The organism is Klebsiella sp. JN_Kp126, from assembly GCF_033843325.1.
GTDB classification, from domain to species: Bacteria; Pseudomonadota; Gammaproteobacteria; order Enterobacterales; family Enterobacteriaceae; genus Klebsiella; species Klebsiella michiganensis.
The window spans coordinates 13,345-32,874 of the sequence record NZ_JAWXQV010000040.1 but is presented as its reverse complement, the minus strand read 5'-3'; the positions used below and the strand labels follow the sequence as shown (position 1 = coordinate 32,874).

At 53.7% G+C, this 19,530-nt stretch carries 20 protein-coding genes and 1 other RNA gene; 6 read left to right on the top strand and 15 right to left on the bottom strand.

The features are described 5' to 3' along the window. Nucleotides 1–33 precede the first annotated feature (33 nt). On the top strand, nucleotides 34–732 hold the full coding sequence (locus SIK97_RS01205; protein WP_048261453.1) for a GNAT family N-acetyltransferase: 699 nt from the start codon (nucleotides 34–36) through the stop codon (nucleotides 730–732). Here the strand turns inward: SIK97_RS01205 and ykgO are convergent. The 3 genes from ykgO to SIK97_RS01190 all read right to left on the bottom strand — a co-directional run bounded on the left by ykgO (nucleotide 729) and on the right by SIK97_RS01190 (nucleotide 2,318). Further along, nucleotides 729–869, bottom strand: coding sequence for a type B 50S ribosomal protein L36 (gene ykgO / locus SIK97_RS01200; RefSeq protein ID WP_003859006.1), 141 nt, complete (start codon nucleotides 867–869; stop codon nucleotides 729–731). The genes SIK97_RS01205 and ykgO overlap by 4 nt on opposite strands. Then, entirely contained in the window at nucleotides 869–1,132 is a 264-nt protein-coding gene (locus SIK97_RS01195; RefSeq protein WP_004848323.1) for a type B 50S ribosomal protein L31, read from the bottom strand. The genes ykgO and SIK97_RS01195 overlap by 1 nt, the downstream gene beginning before the upstream one ends. Nucleotides 1,133–1,244: 112 nt before the next feature. Next, nucleotides 1,245–2,318 (bottom strand): LacI family DNA-binding transcriptional regulator, encoded by a 1,074-nt coding sequence (locus SIK97_RS01190; RefSeq protein ID WP_048261451.1) that lies wholly within the window; start codon nucleotides 2,316–2,318, stop codon nucleotides 1,245–1,247. Nucleotides 2,319–2,587: 269 nt separating this feature from the next. Here SIK97_RS01190 and SIK97_RS01185 point away from each other — a divergent pair, with 269 nt between their 5' ends. Then, nucleotides 2,588–3,859, top strand: coding sequence for a maltoporin (locus SIK97_RS01185; protein ID WP_014228201.1), 1,272 nt, complete (start codon nucleotides 2,588–2,590; stop codon nucleotides 3,857–3,859). A 123-nt stretch (nucleotides 3,860–3,982) separates the two neighbouring features. Here the strand turns inward: SIK97_RS01185 and SIK97_RS01180 are convergent, their stop codons facing one another. The 6 genes from SIK97_RS01180 to SIK97_RS01155 form a co-directional block, all read right to left on the bottom strand. Continuing rightward, complete coding sequence (locus tag SIK97_RS01180; RefSeq protein WP_057173779.1) at nucleotides 3,983–4,297, bottom strand: glucose PTS transporter subunit EIIB; 315 nt, start codon at nucleotides 4,295–4,297, stop codon at nucleotides 3,983–3,985. Nucleotides 4,298–4,362: 65 nt separating this feature from the next. Continuing rightward, a complete protein-coding gene (locus SIK97_RS01175; RefSeq protein ID WP_057173778.1) occupies nucleotides 4,363–6,420 on the bottom strand; it encodes a beta-galactosidase in 2,058 nt (685 codons plus the stop codon). A 31-nt stretch (nucleotides 6,421–6,451) separates the two neighbouring features. After that, nucleotides 6,452–7,654 (bottom strand): arabinogalactan endo-beta-1,4-galactanase, encoded by a 1,203-nt coding sequence (locus SIK97_RS01170; protein ID WP_032694156.1) that lies wholly within the window; start codon nucleotides 7,652–7,654, stop codon nucleotides 6,452–6,454. Between the two features lie 4 nt (nucleotides 7,655–7,658). After that, nucleotides 7,659–8,510, bottom strand: a complete 852-nt coding sequence (locus SIK97_RS01165; RefSeq protein WP_014837601.1) for a sugar ABC transporter permease — start codon at nucleotides 8,508–8,510, stop codon at nucleotides 7,659–7,661. Between the two features lie 10 nt (nucleotides 8,511–8,520). Further along, entirely contained in the window at nucleotides 8,521–9,828 is a 1,308-nt protein-coding gene (locus SIK97_RS01160) for a carbohydrate ABC transporter permease (RefSeq protein WP_057173777.1), read from the bottom strand. 56 nt (nucleotides 9,829–9,884) lie between these two features. After that, a complete protein-coding gene (locus SIK97_RS01155) occupies nucleotides 9,885–11,117 on the bottom strand; it encodes a maltodextrin ABC transporter substrate-binding protein (RefSeq protein ID WP_057173776.1) in 1,233 nt (410 codons plus the stop codon). Between the two features lie 353 nt (nucleotides 11,118–11,470). On the opposite strand from SIK97_RS01155, the gene SIK97_RS01150 reads away from it, so the two are divergent. Together SIK97_RS01150 and SIK97_RS01145 are read left to right on the top strand one after the other, a co-directional pair. Then, nucleotides 11,471–12,580, top strand: a complete 1,110-nt coding sequence (locus SIK97_RS01150; protein ID WP_004848307.1) for an ABC transporter ATP-binding protein — start codon at nucleotides 11,471–11,473, stop codon at nucleotides 12,578–12,580. Nucleotides 12,581–12,823: 243 nt separating this feature from the next. After that, a complete protein-coding gene (locus SIK97_RS01145) occupies nucleotides 12,824–14,410 on the top strand; it encodes an EAL domain-containing protein (RefSeq protein WP_025107153.1) in 1,587 nt (528 codons plus the stop codon). A gap of 2 nt (nucleotides 14,411–14,412) precedes the next feature. Here the strand turns inward: SIK97_RS01145 and SIK97_RS01140 are convergent, their stop codons facing one another. After that, nucleotides 14,413–14,685: a metal-sensing transcriptional repressor gene (locus tag SIK97_RS01140; RefSeq protein WP_004129869.1), complete on the bottom strand. Its 273-nt coding sequence runs from the start codon at nucleotides 14,683–14,685 to the stop codon at nucleotides 14,413–14,415. Nucleotides 14,686–14,852: 167 nt separating this feature from the next. Here SIK97_RS01140 and SIK97_RS01135 point away from each other — a divergent pair, with 167 nt between their 5' ends. Continuing rightward, entirely contained in the window at nucleotides 14,853–15,719 is an 867-nt protein-coding gene (locus SIK97_RS01135; RefSeq protein ID WP_057173775.1) for a nickel/cobalt efflux protein RcnA, read from the top strand. A gap of 46 nt (nucleotides 15,720–15,765) precedes the next feature. Here SIK97_RS01135 and SIK97_RS01130 read toward each other — a convergent pair whose 3' ends face one another. Further along, nucleotides 15,766–16,119 (bottom strand): DUF1428 domain-containing protein, encoded by a 354-nt coding sequence (locus tag SIK97_RS01130; protein WP_004848301.1) that lies wholly within the window; start codon nucleotides 16,117–16,119, stop codon nucleotides 15,766–15,768. Nucleotides 16,120–16,211: 92 nt separating this feature from the next. Continuing rightward, a complete protein-coding gene (locus SIK97_RS01125) occupies nucleotides 16,212–16,826 on the bottom strand; it encodes a YczE/YyaS/YitT family protein (RefSeq protein WP_014228193.1) in 615 nt (204 codons plus the stop codon). An 87-nt stretch (nucleotides 16,827–16,913) separates the two neighbouring features. Between SIK97_RS01125 and SIK97_RS01120 the strand changes: the two genes are divergently transcribed. Beyond that, entirely contained in the window at nucleotides 16,914–18,341 is a 1,428-nt protein-coding gene (locus tag SIK97_RS01120; RefSeq protein ID WP_032748270.1) for a PLP-dependent aminotransferase family protein, read from the top strand. Between the two features lie 133 nt (nucleotides 18,342–18,474). On the opposite strand, the gene SIK97_RS01115 is transcribed toward SIK97_RS01120, so the two are convergent. From SIK97_RS01115 to ffs, 3 genes are all read right to left on the bottom strand, one after another. Beyond that, the gene (locus tag SIK97_RS01115; protein ID WP_004129860.1) at nucleotides 18,475–18,690 is read right to left on the bottom strand and encodes a hypothetical protein; all 216 of its coding nucleotides are present in this window, start codon (nucleotides 18,688–18,690) and stop codon (nucleotides 18,475–18,477) included. Continuing rightward, nucleotides 18,687–18,944: a hypothetical protein gene (locus tag SIK97_RS01110; RefSeq protein WP_004848294.1), complete on the bottom strand. Its 258-nt coding sequence runs from the start codon at nucleotides 18,942–18,944 to the stop codon at nucleotides 18,687–18,689. The genes SIK97_RS01115 and SIK97_RS01110 overlap by 4 nt, the downstream gene beginning before the upstream one ends. A gap of 314 nt (nucleotides 18,945–19,258) precedes the next feature. Further along, an RNA gene (gene ffs / locus SIK97_RS01105) (signal recognition particle sRNA small type) lies at nucleotides 19,259–19,355 on the bottom strand. Nucleotides 19,356–19,530 lie beyond the last annotated feature (175 nt).

The window sequence follows — 19,530 nt, the reverse complement described above, 5'->3', positions numbered from 1 at the left end:
TCTCGCAGCATTCACCTGCCAAAGGAAAACCTCATGAGCCATCTTAATCAATTCGATCAACCCGTTGGCGCAGCCCTGCCCGACTGGCTGCCCCGTCCGCATCCTGAAAGGTTGAATCTGCAGGGCCGCCTTTGCCGCCTTGAGCCATTGCGCTCCACGCACGCCGGTGCGCTGTTTGACGCCCATCGGCTGGCCCCGGACACCCGAAGCTGGACGTGGCTGCTGCGTGAGCCGGATAACAGCGTAGAGGAATACCGCGCGTGGATAGAGCACGTTTCCGGGCAGGCCGATCCCATTCACTTTGCCGTGATAGATCAACGGACAGACCAGCCCGTCGGCTCACTGGCGCTGATGAGAATCGATGCTAAAAATGGCGTTGTTGAAGTCGGCCACGTTCACTTCTCGCCTTTACTAAGCCGGACGGCGATGGCCACCGAGGCTCAATGGCTGCTGATGCATTATATTTTTGCAACGCTCGGCTATCGTCGCTACGAGTGGAAATGCAACAGTTTGAACGAGCCTTCACGCCGGGCGGCGCTGCGGCTGGGATTTCAGTATGAGGGGCGTTTTCGTCAGGCGCTGGTGATAAAGGGCCACAACCGCGATACCGACTGGTTTTCGATTATCGATTCCGAGTGGCCGCAGATTGACAAGGCAATGCAGCAGTGGCTGGCCGCCGACAACTTTAGCGCCGACGGCCGGCAGTTACGAACGCTGGAGAGCTTCCGTTAACGTCTCTTCTTGCGCCCCTGGACGGCCTTAAAGCGAGGATTACTTTTGCAGATAACGTACAGCCGCCCTTTGCGCTTGACGATCTGGCAATCCGGGTGGCGCTGTTTCGCGCTACGCAATGAGTTGAGCACCTGCATTATTTACTCCTTTTCGCATCAATAAAACCGCCGAAGCGCTGGCGGAAACGCGCGGTGCTGCCTTCATTGTTGAAGGCCTTCTGTTTGCCGGTGTAATACGGATGCGATTTGGAGGAGACATCGAGCGTTACGTAGGGATACGTCTCGCCTTCCAGCTCAATTTCGCGCTCGGTACGGATCGTTGATCCGACTTTGAAGTATTCATTGGCGCTGGTATCGTGAAAAACCACCGTACGATAATGCGGATGAATATTGGGTTTCATAGCGACCTCAATCATTACGTTATAACATAACATTATGGTACGCCGGGTGAATACAAAGATCAACCCTGAGAATGGAAGGGGCTAAAGGGCGGCGCAGGCCGCCCGTTGCGGATTAAGGATTAAGCTGATGCGCCAGCGCTCTGAGCTGTTCGGCAATAGACTGCAGGTTTTTACCCGGCTCCGTTTTTGGCCCGGTAGAGTGGCGCACGACCAGACGAGCCGGAAGGATAGAAGAAGTATGAGATGTCTCGTGATCGCCGCTATCGAGAAGGCGCCGGACGGCCTCTTTTCCTTGTAAATCAAGATCCAGCGAAACGGTGGTGAGCGCCGGGTAAAAGAACGAACTCTCATAGGTGTCATCATAACCAATAACCGATTTTTCCCCCGGAATCGGCACCTGATGTTGGTGAAACGCGCTCAGTACGCCCAGCGCCATCTGATCGTTACCCACCAGAACGGCGGTAAAGTTTGGCGTCTCCCGCAGCATTTGCAGCGCGCCGGCATAGCCGCTCTGCGCATCCCAGTTACCGCGAATCACCGTGACCGGCTGCAGGCCATATCCCTCAAGGGTCTCAATCCAGCTTTTCAGACGCAGTTTGGCCGATACCGAGCTTTCCGGGCCGGCTAGCAGCGCGATCTCCCGATGCCCCATTTCATAGAGATATTTGACGCTGGCCCGGGTGCCGTCAGCCGGGTTAAACGAAACGTTAAACACGGAGCTGTAGGGGTCAACATCTAAAAAAAGACAGACGATATCATCGTTATCAGCGGCAATTTTTTGAGCCAGTTCAGTCTCCAGCGGCACGTTGATGATGACCTTATCTACCAGCTGAGACTTAAGTTCATTAATGGAATCTTGAATACTTTGGTTGACGCTCTCATCAATCATAGAGATGAGCACCTGATAGCCTTCTACATTCGCATAGCGTTTTACCGCAGCAGCCACCTGAGAAGGCGCGTGCAATGCGAGGGAGATGGTGACCAGGCCCACGGTGCGGCTTTGCTTTCCTACCAGCTGCTGCGCCAGGCGGTTTGGGACATAGCGCAGCTCCTCAATGGATTTCTCCACCTTGCTGCGTGTGGCTTTGGATACATTAGCAGATTTATTGAGTACCCTGGACACGGTCTGATAGGAGACGCCCGCATGGCGAGCAACGTCTTCTAAGGTCGCGCTTTTAGACTTCATAGTCCGGTTCCTTATGTTGTTATCCCTGGATTGTAACAGGGGCAATGTGAAAAAACGCTCATCGCCGCGTCCCCTGAACCACAATCATCACAAAAAGTATTACGCTCACAATACAACAAATTGTGAATGGACTCACTAGTCGTTACAAAACCCGCCAATTTATTTGCAGTTAATCACACTATAGCGATCATTTAATTGCCTGAATTCGGGTTTAGGCATTTTATGACATCGGTTATGTGAACGTAATACAAAACAATAAGAGGATAGACATGAACACTACGCTGCGCACACTCTCCGCTGCGTTGGCCGCTGCGCTGATTTCACCATCCGTGTTTGCTGCTTCCGCCACGCTTCCGGGTATCGATTTTCATGGCTATATGCGCGCCGGGGTTGGGGTCTCCGGCGACGGTAGTCAGGCCGAATGGCAAAAAAACAAAATTGGCCGTCTGGGTAATGAGTCCGATACCTACGGCGAGCTGGAGCTGGGATCAGAGGTCTATAAGAAGAATGACGTTAGCTTCTATCTTGATAGCATGGTCAGCATGGTCTCTGACGGTTCTAACGATAACGAAACCACGCTCGATGATGATGCCCAATTCGGCCTGCGCCAGCTCAACCTGCAAATCAAAGGGCTGGTCCCCGGCGATCCGAACGCGGTCATTTGGGGTGGTAAACGCTACTACCAGCGCCACGATCTCCACATCATTGATACCAAATACTGGAACATTTCCGGATCCGGTGCCGGGATCGAAAACTATACGCTCGGCCCGGGGGCCGTTTCATTTGCCTGGATCCGCGGAGATGCCAATGACGTCGACTACCGCGTCGATGGCGATAGCAACGTCAACATTAACTACCTCGACCTGCGCTACGCAGGCTGGAAGCCGTGGGCCGGTTCGTGGACCGAATTTGGTATCGACTACGCGATGCCGAATACCACTAAAAAGCAGGACTCCTACGGTGGTCTATACGATGCTGAAAACGGCGTCATGCTAACCGGTGAAATCAGCCAGGATATGCTGGGTGGTTACAACAAAACGGTGCTGCAGTACGCCAACAAAGGGCTGGCGCAGAACATGGTTTCCCAGGGCGGCGGCTGGTACGACATGTGGAACTACGTCAATGACGCCACCGGATACCGCGTGATTAATACCGGTTTAATTCCGATTACCGAAAAGTTCTCCATTAACCACGTTCTCACCTGGGGCTCCGCGGACAACATCACCGATTACACGGATAAAACGCGCATGCTGTCGCTGGTGGCTCGTGGGCAGTATCAGTTCACCGAATACGTGCGCCTGATTGGCGAAGTGGGCGGCTTTTACCAAAAAGATAGCTACAAGAACAATACTGATTATAAGCAGGCCGGTGAGAAATATACCATCGCGCTGGGCCTGGCCGATGGCCCTGACTTTATGTCTCGCCCGGAACTGCGCATTTTCGCTTCGTATCTGAATGACTCTGAAAACGGTAAACCGTTCGAAGATCAAACTGCCAATAATACGTGGAACTTTGGTGTACAGGTCGAGGCCTGGTGGTAGTCGTCATTTAACTGTTTTATCTCCAGCTGTAAGGTCGTTAATTACCCTCCGGTAATCATTATTGCCATTGAATGCTTTGTTTTCTTTTCGGGATAACTCATTATTGCGTTATCCCGTTTTATTTTATTTACGGCTGGCAAAGTGTTCGTCAAGTAATTGACGCAAAGCATCCGACTGTTTACCGAAAATAGCATGCACCTGCTGCCCAAGGATAATAACGCCAAGCGCTCCCTGCTGCTGTAGCCCCTGAGAGTCAACAATCGACAGATTATTCACCGTGACGCGTAAGCGGGTGATACAGGCGTCAACGTTGACAATATTCGCCTCGCCGCCAAAAGCCTGAATTAAACGTTCAATCTGTTGTTGTTCCGCCTGGCTTAACGTTACCGCCGGACGAGACTGGGAGAAATAATTCAGAAAGGATTTTAAACTCACCATAATAGACTCCTGATAAGCAGATAAAAAAACGCCTGCTCTTGCGAGCAGGCGTGGATAGAGAAAAATTACGCGTGACGGCTGAGAATGCGGCAATCCCACGCTTTTAAGGTCAACGGCGCGTTCAGTGCCGCGCCGGTGAGGCTGTCCTGATAGCCCTGCGGTAAGGTCACCTGCTGCTGCTGCGCGCTGTAGTTTTGCAGGAACACGTAGGTGGTCTCACCGTCCGTCCGTGCGGTCGCCACCACGCCCGGTGGGAAATCGGCTGCCACCGCACGCGGCAGCGACAGCTCTTTACTTATGGCGGTGAAGAAGTCCCGCTGGAAAGCCAGATCGTTGCGCGAAGCGACGTGCCAGGCCTTACCTTTACCCACGTGATTGACGGTAACCGCCGGTCTTCCCGCGTAAAAATCATCGCGGTAGGTCGCCAGCGGCTGCGCCGTTTCGGCATGGATCAGTTCACACAGATGGCGTACCTGATACGGTCCCTGCAGGCCCCCTTCATTGCCCGCCAGCCCCTGTACCAGGTTGCGTTCGCCGTCGTTCAGGCAGTCAATCTCTTCCGCCCAAATGCCCAGCAGTTTACGCAGCGGGCCCGGGAAACCGCCGAGATGGCAAAGGTCGGATTCGTTAACAATACCCGTCCAGTATGTTGTAACTAAATGACCACCGTTAGCCACAAACGCTTCGGCGCGTTCGGCAAATCCCTCACGAACCATATACAGCATTGGCGCAATGACCAGTTGATAAGCGCTCAGGTCAACGTCAGCATCGATAACATCAACCGCAATCCCCTGCTCCCAGAACGGACGGTAATGTTCGTTGACGGTATTTTCATACTCCATGCCGAGATTTCGCGGCCCCTGTGCATCATCCAGCGCCCAGCGGTTTTGCTGGTCGAAGATAATCGCCACTTTCGCATCCGTCCGGCAGCCCACGACGCCCGGCAGCTGGCTTAACATCTCGCCGAGCGCCGTCACTTCACGACCCACGCGCGTATCCAGATGACCGACATGATCGATAATCGCGCCATGAAACTTCTCAACCGAACCGCGGCTCTTACGCCACTGGAAGTACTGCACCGAATCCGCGCCGTGCGCCACCGCCTGCAGAGAAGAGAGAATATGCATTCCCGGTTTCTTCAGCTTACTGGTCAGCTGCCAGTTGGTCGCGCTCGGGGTGGATTCCATTAACACAAACGGTTTGCCGCCCTTCAGGCTGCGCATCATGTCATGATACATAGCGGTGTAGCAGGCCAGCGTGGTTTCATCTTTATCACGGTGCCACATGGGGTAGCTGTCCCATGAGATAAAGTCCAGCACCTGCGCCAGCTGCCAGTAGTCGTAATCGTAGAAATACTCCATAAAGTTGGTTGTTACCGGCAGCGCAGCATTCGCCGCTTTCAGCGGCGCAATTTCGTGGCGGCAGAAGTCCGTCACCTGAGCGGTATTGAAGCGATGCCAGTCCAGGTTCAGACCATGAATGGAGACTTCCCCCTGCGGGGCCGGAGATTCGATCTGCGACCAGTCGCTGTAGGTGTGGCTCCAGAAGGTACTCCACCAGGCGTGATTGAGGTTATCCAGCGTTTCATAGCGCGCTTTCAGCCAGCCGCGGAAACGCTCCTGGCACAGGCTGCAGTGGCACTCTCCGCCGTATTCATTGGAGATATGCCAGCCCAGCACCGCCGGATGCTGCGAGTAGCGCTCCGCCAGCAGGGAATTTATTTTCAGGGTTTTATCACGGTAGACCGGCGACGACATACAGTGGTTATGACGTCCACCGTGCAGCGCAGGCACCCGATCGCGACCGACGCGCAGGACCTGAGGATATTTCTGCGACATCCAGGCCGGGCGCGCGCCGCTTGGGGTCGCGAGAAAGACATGAATGCCGGCGGCATAGAGTTTATCCAGGATACTGTCCAACCAGCCAAACTCAAATACGCCTTCCTGAGGTTCAAGTTTCGCCCAGCTAAATATCCCTACCGACATAACATTACATTTTGCCTGCTGCATCATGGCAATATCTTTATCGATAATATCGGGATAGTTCTCCCACTGCTCCGGGTTATAGTCGGCGCCATGCAATAGCGCATTGACCTTCGGACTCAAAGGCGCAAATTTTTTCATAATAAACATCCTGAAGTGTAAAGCTGAATAATTAATTGAATACCTTCATCGACGGCAATGCTTTTCCCTGGCAATCAAACAGCGCCTGATTTTCCCGGGCATTCCCCTCTTTCCATTCATCATGGATATATTTCATTCCGGCAGGCGTCGCCCAGGTATTTCCCGGTACGGCAATCCACGTCGGCTCCCAATAAAAAATACCTTTACCGCGGTGGTCCGGTACGTCCGCAACGGCCTGCATTAAGTCGTGAATATAATTATATTGCCCCTGTACGGTGGCAGGATAACCGCCATCCTTTTCCTCTTTCGCCTGGAAACTATTTTCGGCGTTGTCGCAGTTTTCCAGGGTATAGGCGTAAGCGGCTTCCACCACTATCACGTCTTTGTTATAGCGCTTGCTGATATCGTCCATATTGGCTTTCAGCGCGCTAATCGGACCATTCCAGTAGGTGTACATCGACAGACCAATGATGTCGTAAGGCACGTTGCGCTTGCTGATTTCATCAAACCACCAGCGGAAGGTGTCGTTTTTCGTGCCTTCGGCCAGATGAAGCATAATTTTAATCTGCTCGCCGCCGGTGAGGTTTTCCTTCAGGCCGTCAATGGCGGCGTTAAGCAGCCCCGCCAGGCGATCGAACTCGCCGCCGCCCTGCCCCCAGCTTTTGCCCTCCGGCCACAGCATACCGCCGTTGATCTCGTTGCCGATCTGGACCATATCCGGCAGCACCCCCTCCTGCTTAAAGCGGGCAATCGTGTCGCGGGTGTAGTCGTGGATCGTGGTTTTCAGCTGCGGATAATCCATTTTCTCCCAGGCCTTCGGCTTGAACTGCTTGCCCGGATCGGTCCAGAAATCGCTGTAGTGAAAATCAAGCAGCAGCTTCATACCCTGCGCTTTTGCGCGCTTCGCCAGCGCCAGCGTCGCCGCCAGATCGTTATCGCCGCCGCCGTAGCGCTGACCCTGGGCGTCTTTTGGATCCACCCACAGGCGCAGGCGAACATAGTTCACGCCGTCGGCCTTCAGAATCGCGATCGGATCCTGCGGCTGATTGTTGTGGTTAAAGAACTTCGCGCCGTGCTTTTCCGCATCCAGCAGCGTGGAGATATCCGCGCCTTTAATAAAATCAGCGGGCATATTGCTAAACGCCTTCGTTTGCAGCGCATCTGCCGCCAGCGTACCGGCGGAAAAACAGCATGCCAGAGAAACAGCAAGCCACGCGGGTGTTAATCTTTTCATGGGGTTATCCTTTTGTACTGCCTGAGGTGAGGCCGGAAACAAAGTATTTTTGTAGCGCCAGATAGAGAATTGCCACCGGGACGGCAATCAGCACCGCGCCCGCCGCGTAGGTGGTATAGCTGGCGCCCATTTTCTGCGCCACCAGGTTATACAGGCCAATCGGCAGCGTGTATTTATCCGGGGTACGCAAAATGGTGCTGGAGAGGATGAAATCCCCCAGCGGGCCGGTAAATGAAAACAGTGCCACCACCGCCAGAATCGGCTTCGACAGCGGCATAATGATTTCGATAAAGATGCGGAAGCTGCTGGCGCCATCCATCCGCGCGGATTCATCCAGATCTTTGGGGATCGCGTCCAGATACCCCTTCATGAGCCAGGTATTCATCGGGATCATGCCGCCAACGTAGATCAGCACCAGCGCCAGATGGCTGTTGATCAACCCCAGCAGCTGAGAGAGAACAAAGATCGCAATCAGCGCCGAGAACTGCGGGATCATCTGCAGCAGCAGAAACAGCATCAGCCCGTTCTGCCGCCCTTTGAAACGAAACCGGGAGAACGCATAGGCCGTGAAGCTCACGCTGATTAAGGTCAACACCATGGTCATGAAGCTGATTTTCATCGAGTTCCAGTACCAGGTGAGATAATTCACATTGCCGTTAAACAGATCCGCGTAATGCTGGAACGACAGGTTTTCAGGAATAATCGACGTACTCAGCAGACTGTTCCCGGCGTTCAGAGACGCCCCTACCGTCCAGACCAGCGGATATATAATGATCGTCGATACGAAGAGGACCACCAGCCAGGTGAGAGACAGGCGAATCCACTTTTCGCGTTTAATACTCGGTGATTTAGCCATGTTGCTTCCCTTACGCCATGTCGTCGTTTTTGAAGGATTTCGTGGCGCGGAACTGCCACAACGCCAGGCCGACGACAAAAATCGACAGCAGAATCGTGATGGTGGCCGCGATGGCGTATTGCGAAGACGACATCGTTAATTTGTAGATCCACGACACCAGAATATCCGTACCGCCGGCATTCGACCCGGCTACCGCCGGTCCGCCGTTATTGAACAGGTAGATGATATTGAAGTTGTTAAAATTGAAGGTGTACTGAGTGATGATGATCGGCGCAATGGAGTAGAGCACCAGCGGCAGAGTAATGGTCCGCAGGCGGGTAAACGCGCTGGCGCCATCCATGGTGGCCGCTTCATACAGATCGTCCGGGATCGCCTGCAGGACGCCGGTGGTCATGGCGAAAACAAACGGAAAGCCCAGCCAGGTTTGCATCATGATCAGCGCCGTTTTAGTCCAGAACGGGTCGGTCAGCCAGGCCTTCGGCGTGATGCCAAAGAAGGACAAAATGGCGTTGTTAATCACCCCGAATGAATCATTGAACATGCCGGCAAAAACCAGAATCGTCACGAAGCCCGGCACCGCCCACGGCAGAATGAAAATTGTGCGGATCAACGGCTTAAAGCGCAGATCTTTCTGGTTGACCAGAATCGCCAGCAGCACGCCGACGGTACATTGCAGGGTCGTCGCCAGCAGCGTCCACACCACCGTCCACTGCAGTACGTCAAAGAAGGTCGAGCGCCAGATGGATAATGTGAAGATATTGATGAAGTTTTTGAATCCCACCCAATCCACCAGCTTCGCCGGCGGCGTGTGATAAAGGTTGTAGTTAGTAAAGGCGATAGCAAAACCAAACAGGATCGGGAAGATGACCACAAACACCAGCAGTATGAAGCCGGGCGTGATCATCAGATACGGGAAACCCTCGCTGAGCAGCATCTGATACTGCTTGCGTACGCTATTCAGCGCCATGCCTTCATCGCGCTTTTTGCCGTTAACCCAGGCATCGCGCAGCGAGAGGAAATAGACCAACAAACCGAATGCGATAATCAGTACGCTGATTATCCCTTCCGCCAGCAGGAAAATAGAATTATCCCGCGGGACTTCCTCGCCTAAGGTATATAACCCCCACAGGCCTTCGCTGAGAAAGTCATAGAAAATGCTCATAAAACTGCTCAGCAGCACCAGGAAGACAATCCCCTTCAGCCACTGGCGGTGATAAAACTGCCCAAAACCCGGCACGATAGCCAGCAACAGGCCGCACCACGCATGGCGTCCTGCGCCGCGCGCTTCGGCAATATTTTCGCTGGGATTGATAATCACACACGACTCCTTCTGAAAACGGGAGGACGGCCCTCCCGTTCTGTTACATCACCGAATTATTGATTGCTGGCCTGCATGGCTTCGATCTGCATCTTGATCTGCTTTTCAGCGTTATCGAGCGCCGCCTTCGGCTCCTGTTTACCGGTCAGGCTAAGCTCGAGCGCGGCGTTCGCCGGGCCCCATACCTCTCCCATTTCCGGGATCCCGGGCATCGCCGTCGCCCGCGCTGACTGCACCGCCACCGCGCTGGCCTTTTCGTCATTCTTAATCAGCGGATCGTCAATCATGGCCTTCAGCGGCGGGATTTCTCCGGTGGCGACATAACGCGCTTTCACGTACTGCGGCTGGTTGATGAACTCGATAAACTGCTGCGCCAGCGCTTTATCTTTACTCCACGTCGAGACGACATAGCCCTTCACGCCGAGGAAGGAGCTCATCGGTTTGCCATCCGGCAGCGTCGGCAAAGGCGCGACGCCATAATGAATGCCTGCCGCTTCATACGGCTGGAAGGCCCACGGGCCGTTAATCACCGCAGCCGCTTTCTTCTCGGTGAACAGCGAGTCGATGGCGTTCAGCCCGTTATCGCCGAGGATCCCCGCCGGGAATACCTTGTCGGTGTAGAATTTTTTCAGGAAAGTCACCGCTTCCACCGCGCCTGGCTTATTCAGGCCGACATCCTGCGGGTTGAAGCCCCCTTTATCGTTTTTGCCAAAGATATAGCCGCCCATTGGGCCAATAGCGCCCCAGCTGTAATAGATCTGGTCAAACTTCGCCAGCAGGCCGTACTTACCCTCTTCGCGCTGCTGCTTCGAATAGTCGAACCAGGCCTGCAGGCTATCCAGCGGCTTATCGATCAGGTCTTTGTTGTAAATCAACACCAGGGTTTCCACCGCTTTCGGTACGCCGTAAAGCACGTTATCCATATGGAACGCGTTGATTGATGCCGGCGTAAAGGCCTCCTGCTTCGCCTGGTCCAGCGTCAGGGGAGACAGCAGTCCCTGGACGACCGCACCGCCTAGCTGGTCATTAGGGATCACCAGCACGTCCGGGCCAATGCCCGCCGGGCCATCAAGGCGCAGCTTTTCCAGTTGCTGGGCGTACGGCATTTCCTGCACGTTCACCTTAACGTTGAACTGCTTTTCAAAATCGCTTACCGCGGCCTTAATGCCGTCGGATTTTTTGATGTCTTCCCAGACGTTGAGCTGTCCGGCCGCGTGCGCCTGCAGGCTAACCAGCTGCCCGGCAGCCAGAGTAGTAAGGATCAGTGCAGCAAGAGTGTTCTTTTTCATTATCAACCTCATGTGAAGGTATAACAATTTAATGGTTTTTATTGGGCGATGTGACTTCCGAGAATCTTTCAGTTAACTGATAAACGGTGATTCATAAACAAATATGCCGTTATTCCTGATTTGTTATACGGTACGCTTTGAATGCTGACAAAACTACTGAAAGCTGCCAGTTGTGTGATCGTGATTGCAGAAATGAAACATCGATATAGGGCGCTAAAACTCTGGAAGTTATAGTCACTGCATGATTTTAGTGTCGTTGAGCATCGCCCGGCTGAATTGTTACACGTTATACAAATAACGCATCACAGCCCAAATCCCAACGGCAAAAACGGCTACTAACCCGGGGAATGTTGATGTCCAATATACGACTGAGGAATGTCACCAAACGGTTCGGCAGTACAGTGACGCTGCATCAGGTAAATCTTGATATTGAAGATGGCGAGTTTGCGGTTTTCGTCGGTCCGTCAGGCTGCGGCAAATCGACGCTACTGCGAATGATTGCCGGTCTCGAAGAGGTGAGCGAAGGTGAAGTGCTTATTGGCGATGAGGTGATGAATGATGTCGTTCCTGCCCATCGCGGCGTCGCCATGGTATTCCAGTCCTATGCGCTCTACCCGCATATGACGGTAGCGGAAAATATGGGCTATGGCCTGAAGGTGAATAAAGTGCCAAAAGATGAAATTCGCCGCCAGGTTGAAATGGTGGCGAAAACGCTGCAGCTCTCTCATCTGCTGGATCGCAAACCTAAGCAGCTTTCCGGCGGCCAGCGCCAGCGCGTGGCGATCGGTCGCGCCATCGTGCGTAATCCACGGGTGTTTATGTTTGATGAACCCCTCTCCAACCTGGATGCCGAGCTGCGCGTTGAGATGCGCCTGCATATTGCTAAACTGCATCATGAACTCAAAACCACCATGGTTTATGTCACCCACGATCAGGTTGAAGCGATGACGCTGGCCGATAAAATCGTGGTAATGAACTACGGCAAAGTTGAGCAGATGGGTTCGCCGATGTCGCTGTATTACAACCCGGTCAATAAGTTCGTTGCGGGATTTATCGGTTCGCCGAAAATGAACTTCCTGCCCGCGACGGTCACCGCATGGCAGCCGGGCCAGCTTAGCGTGAAGATGGCGCAAGATCATAATCTGACGCTCAATATCACCACATCGCCGCTGCAGCCCGGCGCTGCCGTTACCCTCGGTATTCGCCCTGAACATCTCTCAACTGATGTGAATATCGGTACCGTAGTTGAGTTTCAATGTGAAGTCGTGGAGAGACTGGGTAACAACACCTATCTGTTCGGCCAGTGCTACGGCCACGATAACGTCAAAATTCTGCTGCCCGGCGACGTTCATTTCCGTCCATGGCAGAAGATAAGGGTCGCGTTTGACGATCGCTACTGCATGGTCTTCGACGAAAACGACCAGCGGATTAGCGCTGACATCGCTGCGCCGGACGCCCATTAAACGCAACATATGACTGTCATGATTGCGCTTTAGAATATGAATCTGTGCTGACAACGCTTATTGCCAGCATACCAGCCCTCGTTTTTCTCCGCGACGCTCCAGGCCTTGGGCGTCGCGGTTCATCCACTGTTAGCCCGAATTCGTTGCTATCTTGCGGTTCGGGCCTTTTTCTACCCCGTGCTGAACCCTCTTTTATCTTTCGCGTATACTCATCGAACCCCTCAATAAAATAAGGAAATACTCATGACGACCCGGCATCAGGTGAGTCTGGTTACAGGGGTATTGATACTGGCCATTATCCTGCCGGTCGCGCTGAGCATCTGGCTGGCAATGCAGCAGGCCAAAGAGCAATTTTATAGCGAACTGGACAACTTTTCCGTCCGCGTACTGGCCCGCGTTCAGCAGGTTGCCGATCAGGCAAGAGAGGCGCTGAACGAAGCTGATGCGCATGCGGCTACCACCTGCAGTCCGCAGCATTTGCTCACGATGCGACGGATCGCCTATACCCATCGCTACGTTCAGGAAGTGCTGTGGTTACATGAGGGTATTCCGCAGTGCTCTTCCCTCGAAGATCATCAGGTTTCGGTTACCTTTCCTGCTCCCGACCACATCACGGCCGATGGCTATCGTACCTGGCTTACCTCAGTTAACGATCTGGGTCTGAAACATAAAATGACGGCCATGGGCAGCGAGCATCACGTGGTGATGATCGATCCCGAGTCGTTTATCGATGTCATTCCATTAGGCCATGAACAGATTCACACGCTCTTGTTCGGCACGCAGCGCAATCAAATCATCATTAGCAGTAAACCGCTCAACGCTGCCGTCTGGGAGAGAATTAAGCATCAGTATGCCAGGACCCTAACCCTCGATAGCACCGTTTATCGTCTTCATCGTCTCCCGGAGCTGGGGCTGGCCATTGCCACCTGGTCCTCGACGGTGCCGCTGCAGAAAAAGCTACATCAGCAGCTGATGCTGTGGCTGCCGATTGGTCTGTTCACCAGCCTTCTGGCCTCATTTCTGCTGCTTCGCCTGCTGCGAAGGCTGCGCTCACCGCGTAATGGGATGCTGGACGCGCTGAATTCTCATGCCATCCAGGTTTATTACCAGCCCATTATTTCGCTGCAGAGTGGAAAGATCGTCGGCGCGGAGGCGCTTGCTCGCTGGAGGCAACCCGATGGCAGTTTCTTATCGCCGGATATTTTTATTCCGCTTGCCGAACAAACCGGGCTGATTACCCGCTTAACCGAAGATATTGTACGGAAAATATTTACCGATCTCGGTACCTGGCTGCGGCAGCGCCCGGAGATACACATCTCGATAAACCTGTCGGTTGATGATTTGCGTTCGCCAAGGCTGCCGATGCTGTTACAAGATCAGCTTCAGCGCTGGGGCATCAGCGCTCAGCAGATCATTCTGGAAATCACCGAGCGCGGTTTTGTCGACCCGCAAACCACTCTGCCAGTCATCGCCGGCTATCGTCAGGCAGGACACCGTATCTCCATCGATGACTTCGGCACCGGCTATTCCAGCCTGAGCTATTTACAAAAGCTGGACGTTGATACCCTAAAAATCGATAAAGCATTTGTCGATACGCTGGAGTGTGAATCGCTGACGCCGCACATCATTGAAATGGCGAAAGCGCTCAATCTGGCGACCGTCGCAGAAGGCGTCGAAACCGAAAGCCAACGCGACTGGCTGCGCATGCATGGCGTGCTGTATGCACAGGGCTGGCTTTATAGTAAGGCGCTGCCAAAAGAGAAATTTATTCTGTGGGCCGAGAATAACCTCAAGGCGTATTCATCACCGTCCGGAACACATGATGACTGAGCCTATTTCAGATAGGATTTTATCACCTGCATCACCACATCAAGGTCAGCCTCACGCTGACCTTCTTCCGGCTCCTTCACGACATGATCCGTTAAATGCCCCTGGATAACCTGCATCATCATGCCGTTTACCGCACCGCGAATGGCAGCCAGCTGCTGTAGAACCTCTGCGCATTCATGCTCGCGGTTAAGCATTTTTTCCAGCGCGGCGCTTTGCCCCTGAATTTTCTTCAATCGGGTCAATAACATCTTCTTGTGACGAACGGTATGTGACATTTCGCGATCCACTATTTGATTAATCGATCGTTTCCACTAACGACCCTTGTATGCAATCAGAACAGCATAACATGCCCTACTCCCCCGGAGTATTTTTCTACTGGGGGGTAGTATTTATGTACTGGGGGGGAGTAGCATACAAGCACTTTTTAGTTAGGGATCACGTTATGAACGATTTCGCTTCACTCCTGCAGCAGGGCAACGCCTGGCTATTTATTCCCAGCGCGATTCTGCTGGGCGCGCTGCACGGCCTTGAGCCCGGGCACTCAAAAACCATGATGGCGGCATTTATCGTGGCGGTGCGCGGAACATTAAAGCAGGCGGTGCTGCTGGGGCTGGCGGCGACGGTATCGCATACGGCGGTGGTCTGGCTGGTGGCCATGGCAGGTCTGTGGCTCGGCCGCGGCTGGAATGCGCAAACGTCGGAACCCTGGTTTCAGCTGATCTCAGGGGGCCTTATCGTACTAATTGCCTGCTGGATGCTGGCGCGTACCTGGCGCGAATCGCGTTCACATACCCATACCCATGCCCATACCCATGACCATACCCATGAACATGAACATGAACATGAACATGAACATGAACATCATCACGATCGCCACCTTGCGCATCAACATCATCCTCACGCTCACCAACCTTCGCGGGTTGCCGCCGATGACTGGCAGGACGCCCATCAGCGCGCGCATGCGCAAGCGATCAATCGCCGCTTTAACGGCCAGCGGGTCACCACCGGGCAGATCGTCTTGTTCGGACTGACCGGGGGACTCATTCCCTGCCCGGCATCCATTACCGTACTGCTCATTTGCCTGCAGTTGAAAAAGTTCTCGCTGGGGGCAACCCTGGTACTGGGGTTTAGCGTTGGGCTGGCGATCACCCTGGTGGCTTCCGGCGCAATTGCCGCCCTCAGCCTGAAGCACGTGGCAAACCGCTGGCCCGGGCTGAACGATCTCTCGCGCAAAGCGCCGTGGATTTCCGGCATCCTGATTATGGTGGTGGGTTTTTATATGCTGCTGCATGGCTGGAGTCATCTGTAGCGCGTCTATCGCCATCCCCAAAAGCTATGGGGATGGCAAAGATGAATTACTCATCCAGAAGCGGGGCAAAGCCGCCGTATATCATTCGTTTTCCATCAAAGGGCATCGATTCGCCAAACTCTTTCATCCGCGGGTCGGCCATCATTTTGGCATTCGCGGCATCGCGAACCTCTTTAGAGGGATACTCAATCCAGCTGAACACCACCTCTTCACTCTCCTCCGCTTTCACCGCCAGGCGAAAATCGGTCAGCTTGCCATCCGGGACATCATCCGCCCAGCACTCGACCACGCGGAGTGCGCCAAACTCTTTAAATAATGGCGCGGCCTTTGCTGCCATCTCGCGGTATGCCTCCTTATTTTCCGCCGGTACGGCAACGACAAAACCATCAACGTACTTCATGAGTCTGCTCTCCGAAGTGAACAGTACGGCCGGAGAATCCGGCCGTATCTGAATTGATAAGTTTAGTCTCCAGGTCTGATGGCAGCGTAAAATCAGGAGATAGCCTCACCGGGTTTCGCCAGAGCCTTCCGCGCGGCTGGCTGATGAAACCACGGCAGACACAGCTGGATTAGCGGGCCGATAGTTAACGCATAGAGTACGGTTCCCACGCCAAACTTGCCGCCCATCATCCAGCCAATCAGCAGGACCGAAACTTCAATCGCGGTGCGGATACCGCGCAGCGACCACCCCGTACGAGCATGCAGACCGGTCATCAGCCCATCGCGCGGCCCGGGACCAAAGCCCGCGCCAATATACATCCCCGTCGCCAGCGCATTCAGTACGATAGCGCCCGCCAGCAGCAGGCTACGCGCCACCAGCGAATCCAACGGCGGCAGCACGGCTAAGGTCGCGTTTGCCGCCAGCCCCAGCACAATCACGTTGCTCACCGTACCCAGCCCCGGCATTTGCCGTAGCGGGATCCACAGCAGCAGCACTGCCGCTCCCGTCAGGATCATGACCGTACCAAAATCCAGATTAAACTGCTTACCGATCCCCAGATGAAAAACATCCCACGGATCGGCCCCCAGATTGGCATGCACAAATAACGCGGTCGACACGCCGTACAGGACCAGACCAATGTAAAGTTGCAGCAAGCGACGTACCATTTTTCACCTCAGGACAATTGCGATTTCCCTTATCATCAGTAAAAATGGATTGATAATTAATGGCCAGTTTTTAAAAAGTGGATTGCTATGTTATCTCGTCGCTTTGGTGCACAATCGCTGGTACGGCTGCTCGGTCACTGGCAGGAGTCCACTTCTCGCACGCCTATCTGGCGTCAGCTTGCAGAAGCGCTGCGCCTGCTCATCCTCGATGGCCGCCTGGCGCTGGAAACGCGACTGCCTGGGGAACGTGAACTGGCGGCTGCCCTGAATATCAGCCGCACCACGGTTGCCAGCGCGCTCGGTCAGCTTCGGGAAGAAGGTTATCTCTACAGCCGTCAGGGAAGCGGTTCGCGGATCGCCTTGCCGGAGCGTCCGGTAGAGGCGGCGGCCAAACAAACGGACCCGCTATCGGTGAATCTGGCCGTTGCCGCCCTTAGCGCCGGCCCCGAGATCCATCAGGCCTACAGCCAGGCCTTAAAGATCATGCCTGAACATTTATCCAACACCGGTTACGATCAACAAGGGCTCCCGCTTCTGCGCGAAGCCATCGCCCGCCGCTATAGCGAACGCGGGCTGCCAACCCGCAGCGATGAAGTGATGATCGTCAACGGGGCCCTTAGCGGCTTTGCGCTGGTACTGCGTTTATTCACCGGGCCCGGCGATCGGGTGGTGGTGGATGCGCCAACTTACCCCATGGCGCTTAGCGCGATACAGGGCGCATCATGTCGTCCGGTTAGCGTGGCGTTACCGCAGCAGGGATGGGATTGCGATGGTCTGGCGGCAACGATTGCCCAAACGGCTCCGCGTCTGGCCTGGCTGATGCCGGATTTTCATAATCCCACCGGCCGCTGTATGGATAGCGCAACGCGCCAGCGGGTAGCGGACATCGCCGCACAAACCCGCACCACGCTGGTGGCAGATGAAACAATGGTGGATTTATGGTATGACGCCCCGCCGCCGCCGCCTTTAGCGGCATTTAATCCTGATGCCCCGGTGATAACCATCGGTTCAGCGGGAAAAAGCTTCTGGGGCGGCCTGCGCATAGGTTGGATCCGCGCATCTTCGCGAACCATTGCTTCGCTGGTTCAGGCCCGCGACTCTCTCGATCTCGGCTCCCCGCTGCTGGAACAGCTGGCCTGCTGCTGGTTGCTTGAGAATGAGAACAGGCTGCTACCGTCACGGCGCGCCATGCTGGCGACTCGCCGGGATATGTGCGGCGCGCTGATGGCGGAATATTTTCCCCACTGGCACTTCACGCCGCCGGAAGGAGGACTCTCTTTTTGGGTGGAATTACCGGGAATGCTGGCGACGCTCTTTTCCGTTCGCGCTGAAAGCCGGGGGATTCACATCGGGACGGGAACTCGCTTTGGCCTGGCCGGCGCGTTTGATCGCTATTTGCGTTTACCCTTTACCCTTTCGGATGACGAACTGCGCAGCGCGTTTACGACATTACAGCCGTTGTGGCATAGTCTGACTGAGCAGAAAGAGAGCTTCCGCCTGAGGAAAATCATTTAAGAAAATATCGACGGGCTGGAGTCAGCCCGTCAAAAACCATCATCCATGACGCATATGAGATGTTTTTATAAAATTGCGCTTCAATTTTGTCTTTCTGACGTGTCAGCCCGATGACAAAATTGCAATAGTTTCATTAATGCTGACGCGGGATCGGAAACCCTTTCAGAGAAATAATAAAGCCGTCTTCATCTTTTTTTATTTTTGCCCCTGTGTCACACCAGTCGGAGGCAATGCGAAAGAACTCATCGCTACCGATATTCCAGTTCAGGCGTACGTGCTTAACGTATCCGGAACGCAGCATATCGCAGGCTTCGCTATAGTTGCTGGCTGTAGAGAGTTGTTGTTTCATTTTTTCTTCTTCAGAATTTTACGTAATGCTTTGATTTCTTTAGGGGTTAATGGAGACGCTTCCTCTTCGGTATGCTGGCTATCGATATCTTCTTCCGAAACCCCCGCCTCGTCTGCTGATTCCGCTACCTGAAAGGCCAGCAGCAGCAGTTTCTCCGTAGCTGTTCCTAAATTTTCGTTATTTTCTTCCGCATACTGACGCAGCTTTTCTTTTAACTCGCCATCAATTTTTACGTTCAGAACCACAGTGGTCATAGTCACGCTTCCCGTGAAATAAAATCATCATATAATTAATACACGAAGTTAACATGCTGATCCAGAGATATATTTTTAGCTTATATCAAACAACATTTTCCCATGAATAATCTGCACGTTATATATGACATAAAGATGACAATAATATTTCAGTTAAATTTCAAATTTATGACGTAGTGAATTTTTAGCATAAAAAATAGAGGGTTTAGAAACCAAAAATACTCACAATATATTTGTGGATATTAAATATGAAGGCTGAGGGAAACCATGGAATGAATGCGAATAGCGAGAGGGTACCCTGAAATGGGTGGGGGCCCTGCCAGCTACATCCCGGCACACACGTCGTCTGCTCTGGCTGCTTCCTTCCGGACCTGACCTGGTAAACAGAGTAGCGTTGCGGGAGAACCAACAGAGCCCCCATTGAGAGCGCTAGTTACCTAACGCGCTGGCGCATTATCCCTGCTGAACCCCTGAATTGCAAGCCGCCGGCGATTGGGTGCTGGTTTATTGCGCAAAGTCGCGTCTACAGCGGCTTCTCAGCGTAAAATGGCCCCGATCCCCTGATGAGATTGCGAGCACACTCTCA

Excerpts from the sequence above, each read along its gene's own strand:
- SIK97_RS01205 (WP_048261453.1), top strand. The coding sequence starts at position 34 with ATGAGCCATCTTAATCAATTCGATCAACCCGTTGGCGCAGCCCTGCCC.
- ykgO (WP_003859006.1), bottom strand. The coding sequence starts at position 869 with ATGCAGGTGCTCAACTCATTGCGTAGCGCGAAACAGCGCCACCCGGAT.
- SIK97_RS01195 (WP_004848323.1), bottom strand. The coding sequence starts at position 1,132 with ATGAAACCCAATATTCATCCGCATTATCGTACGGTGGTTTTTCACGAT.
- SIK97_RS01190 (WP_048261451.1), bottom strand. The coding sequence starts at position 2,318 with ATGAAGTCTAAAAGCGCGACCTTAGAAGACGTTGCTCGCCATGCGGGC.
- SIK97_RS01185 (WP_014228201.1), top strand. The coding sequence starts at position 2,588 with ATGAACACTACGCTGCGCACACTCTCCGCTGCGTTGGCCGCTGCGCTG.
- SIK97_RS01180 (WP_057173779.1), bottom strand. The coding sequence starts at position 4,297 with ATGGTGAGTTTAAAATCCTTTCTGAATTATTTCTCCCAGTCTCGTCCG.
- SIK97_RS01175 (WP_057173778.1), bottom strand. The coding sequence starts at position 6,420 with ATGAAAAAATTTGCGCCTTTGAGTCCGAAGGTCAATGCGCTATTGCAT.
- SIK97_RS01170 (WP_032694156.1), bottom strand. The coding sequence starts at position 7,654 with ATGAAAAGATTAACACCCGCGTGGCTTGCTGTTTCTCTGGCATGCTGT.
- SIK97_RS01165 (WP_014837601.1), bottom strand. The coding sequence starts at position 8,510 with ATGGCTAAATCACCGAGTATTAAACGCGAAAAGTGGATTCGCCTGTCT.
- SIK97_RS01155 (WP_057173776.1), bottom strand. The coding sequence starts at position 11,117 with ATGAAAAAGAACACTCTTGCTGCACTGATCCTTACTACTCTGGCTGCC.
- SIK97_RS01150 (WP_004848307.1), top strand. The coding sequence starts at position 11,471 with ATGTCCAATATACGACTGAGGAATGTCACCAAACGGTTCGGCAGTACA.
- SIK97_RS01145 (WP_025107153.1), top strand. The coding sequence starts at position 12,824 with ATGACGACCCGGCATCAGGTGAGTCTGGTTACAGGGGTATTGATACTG.
- SIK97_RS01140 (WP_004129869.1), bottom strand. The coding sequence starts at position 14,685 with ATGTCACATACCGTTCGTCACAAGAAGATGTTATTGACCCGATTGAAG.
- SIK97_RS01135 (WP_057173775.1), top strand. The coding sequence starts at position 14,853 with ATGAACGATTTCGCTTCACTCCTGCAGCAGGGCAACGCCTGGCTATTT.
- SIK97_RS01130 (WP_004848301.1), bottom strand. The coding sequence starts at position 16,119 with ATGAAGTACGTTGATGGTTTTGTCGTTGCCGTACCGGCGGAAAATAAG.
- SIK97_RS01125 (WP_014228193.1), bottom strand. The coding sequence starts at position 16,826 with ATGGTACGTCGCTTGCTGCAACTTTACATTGGTCTGGTCCTGTACGGC.
- SIK97_RS01120 (WP_032748270.1), top strand. The coding sequence starts at position 16,914 with ATGTTATCTCGTCGCTTTGGTGCACAATCGCTGGTACGGCTGCTCGGT.
- SIK97_RS01115 (WP_004129860.1), bottom strand. The coding sequence starts at position 18,690 with ATGAAACAACAACTCTCTACAGCCAGCAACTATAGCGAAGCCTGCGAT.
- SIK97_RS01110 (WP_004848294.1), bottom strand. The coding sequence starts at position 18,944 with ATGACCACTGTGGTTCTGAACGTAAAAATTGATGGCGAGTTAAAAGAA.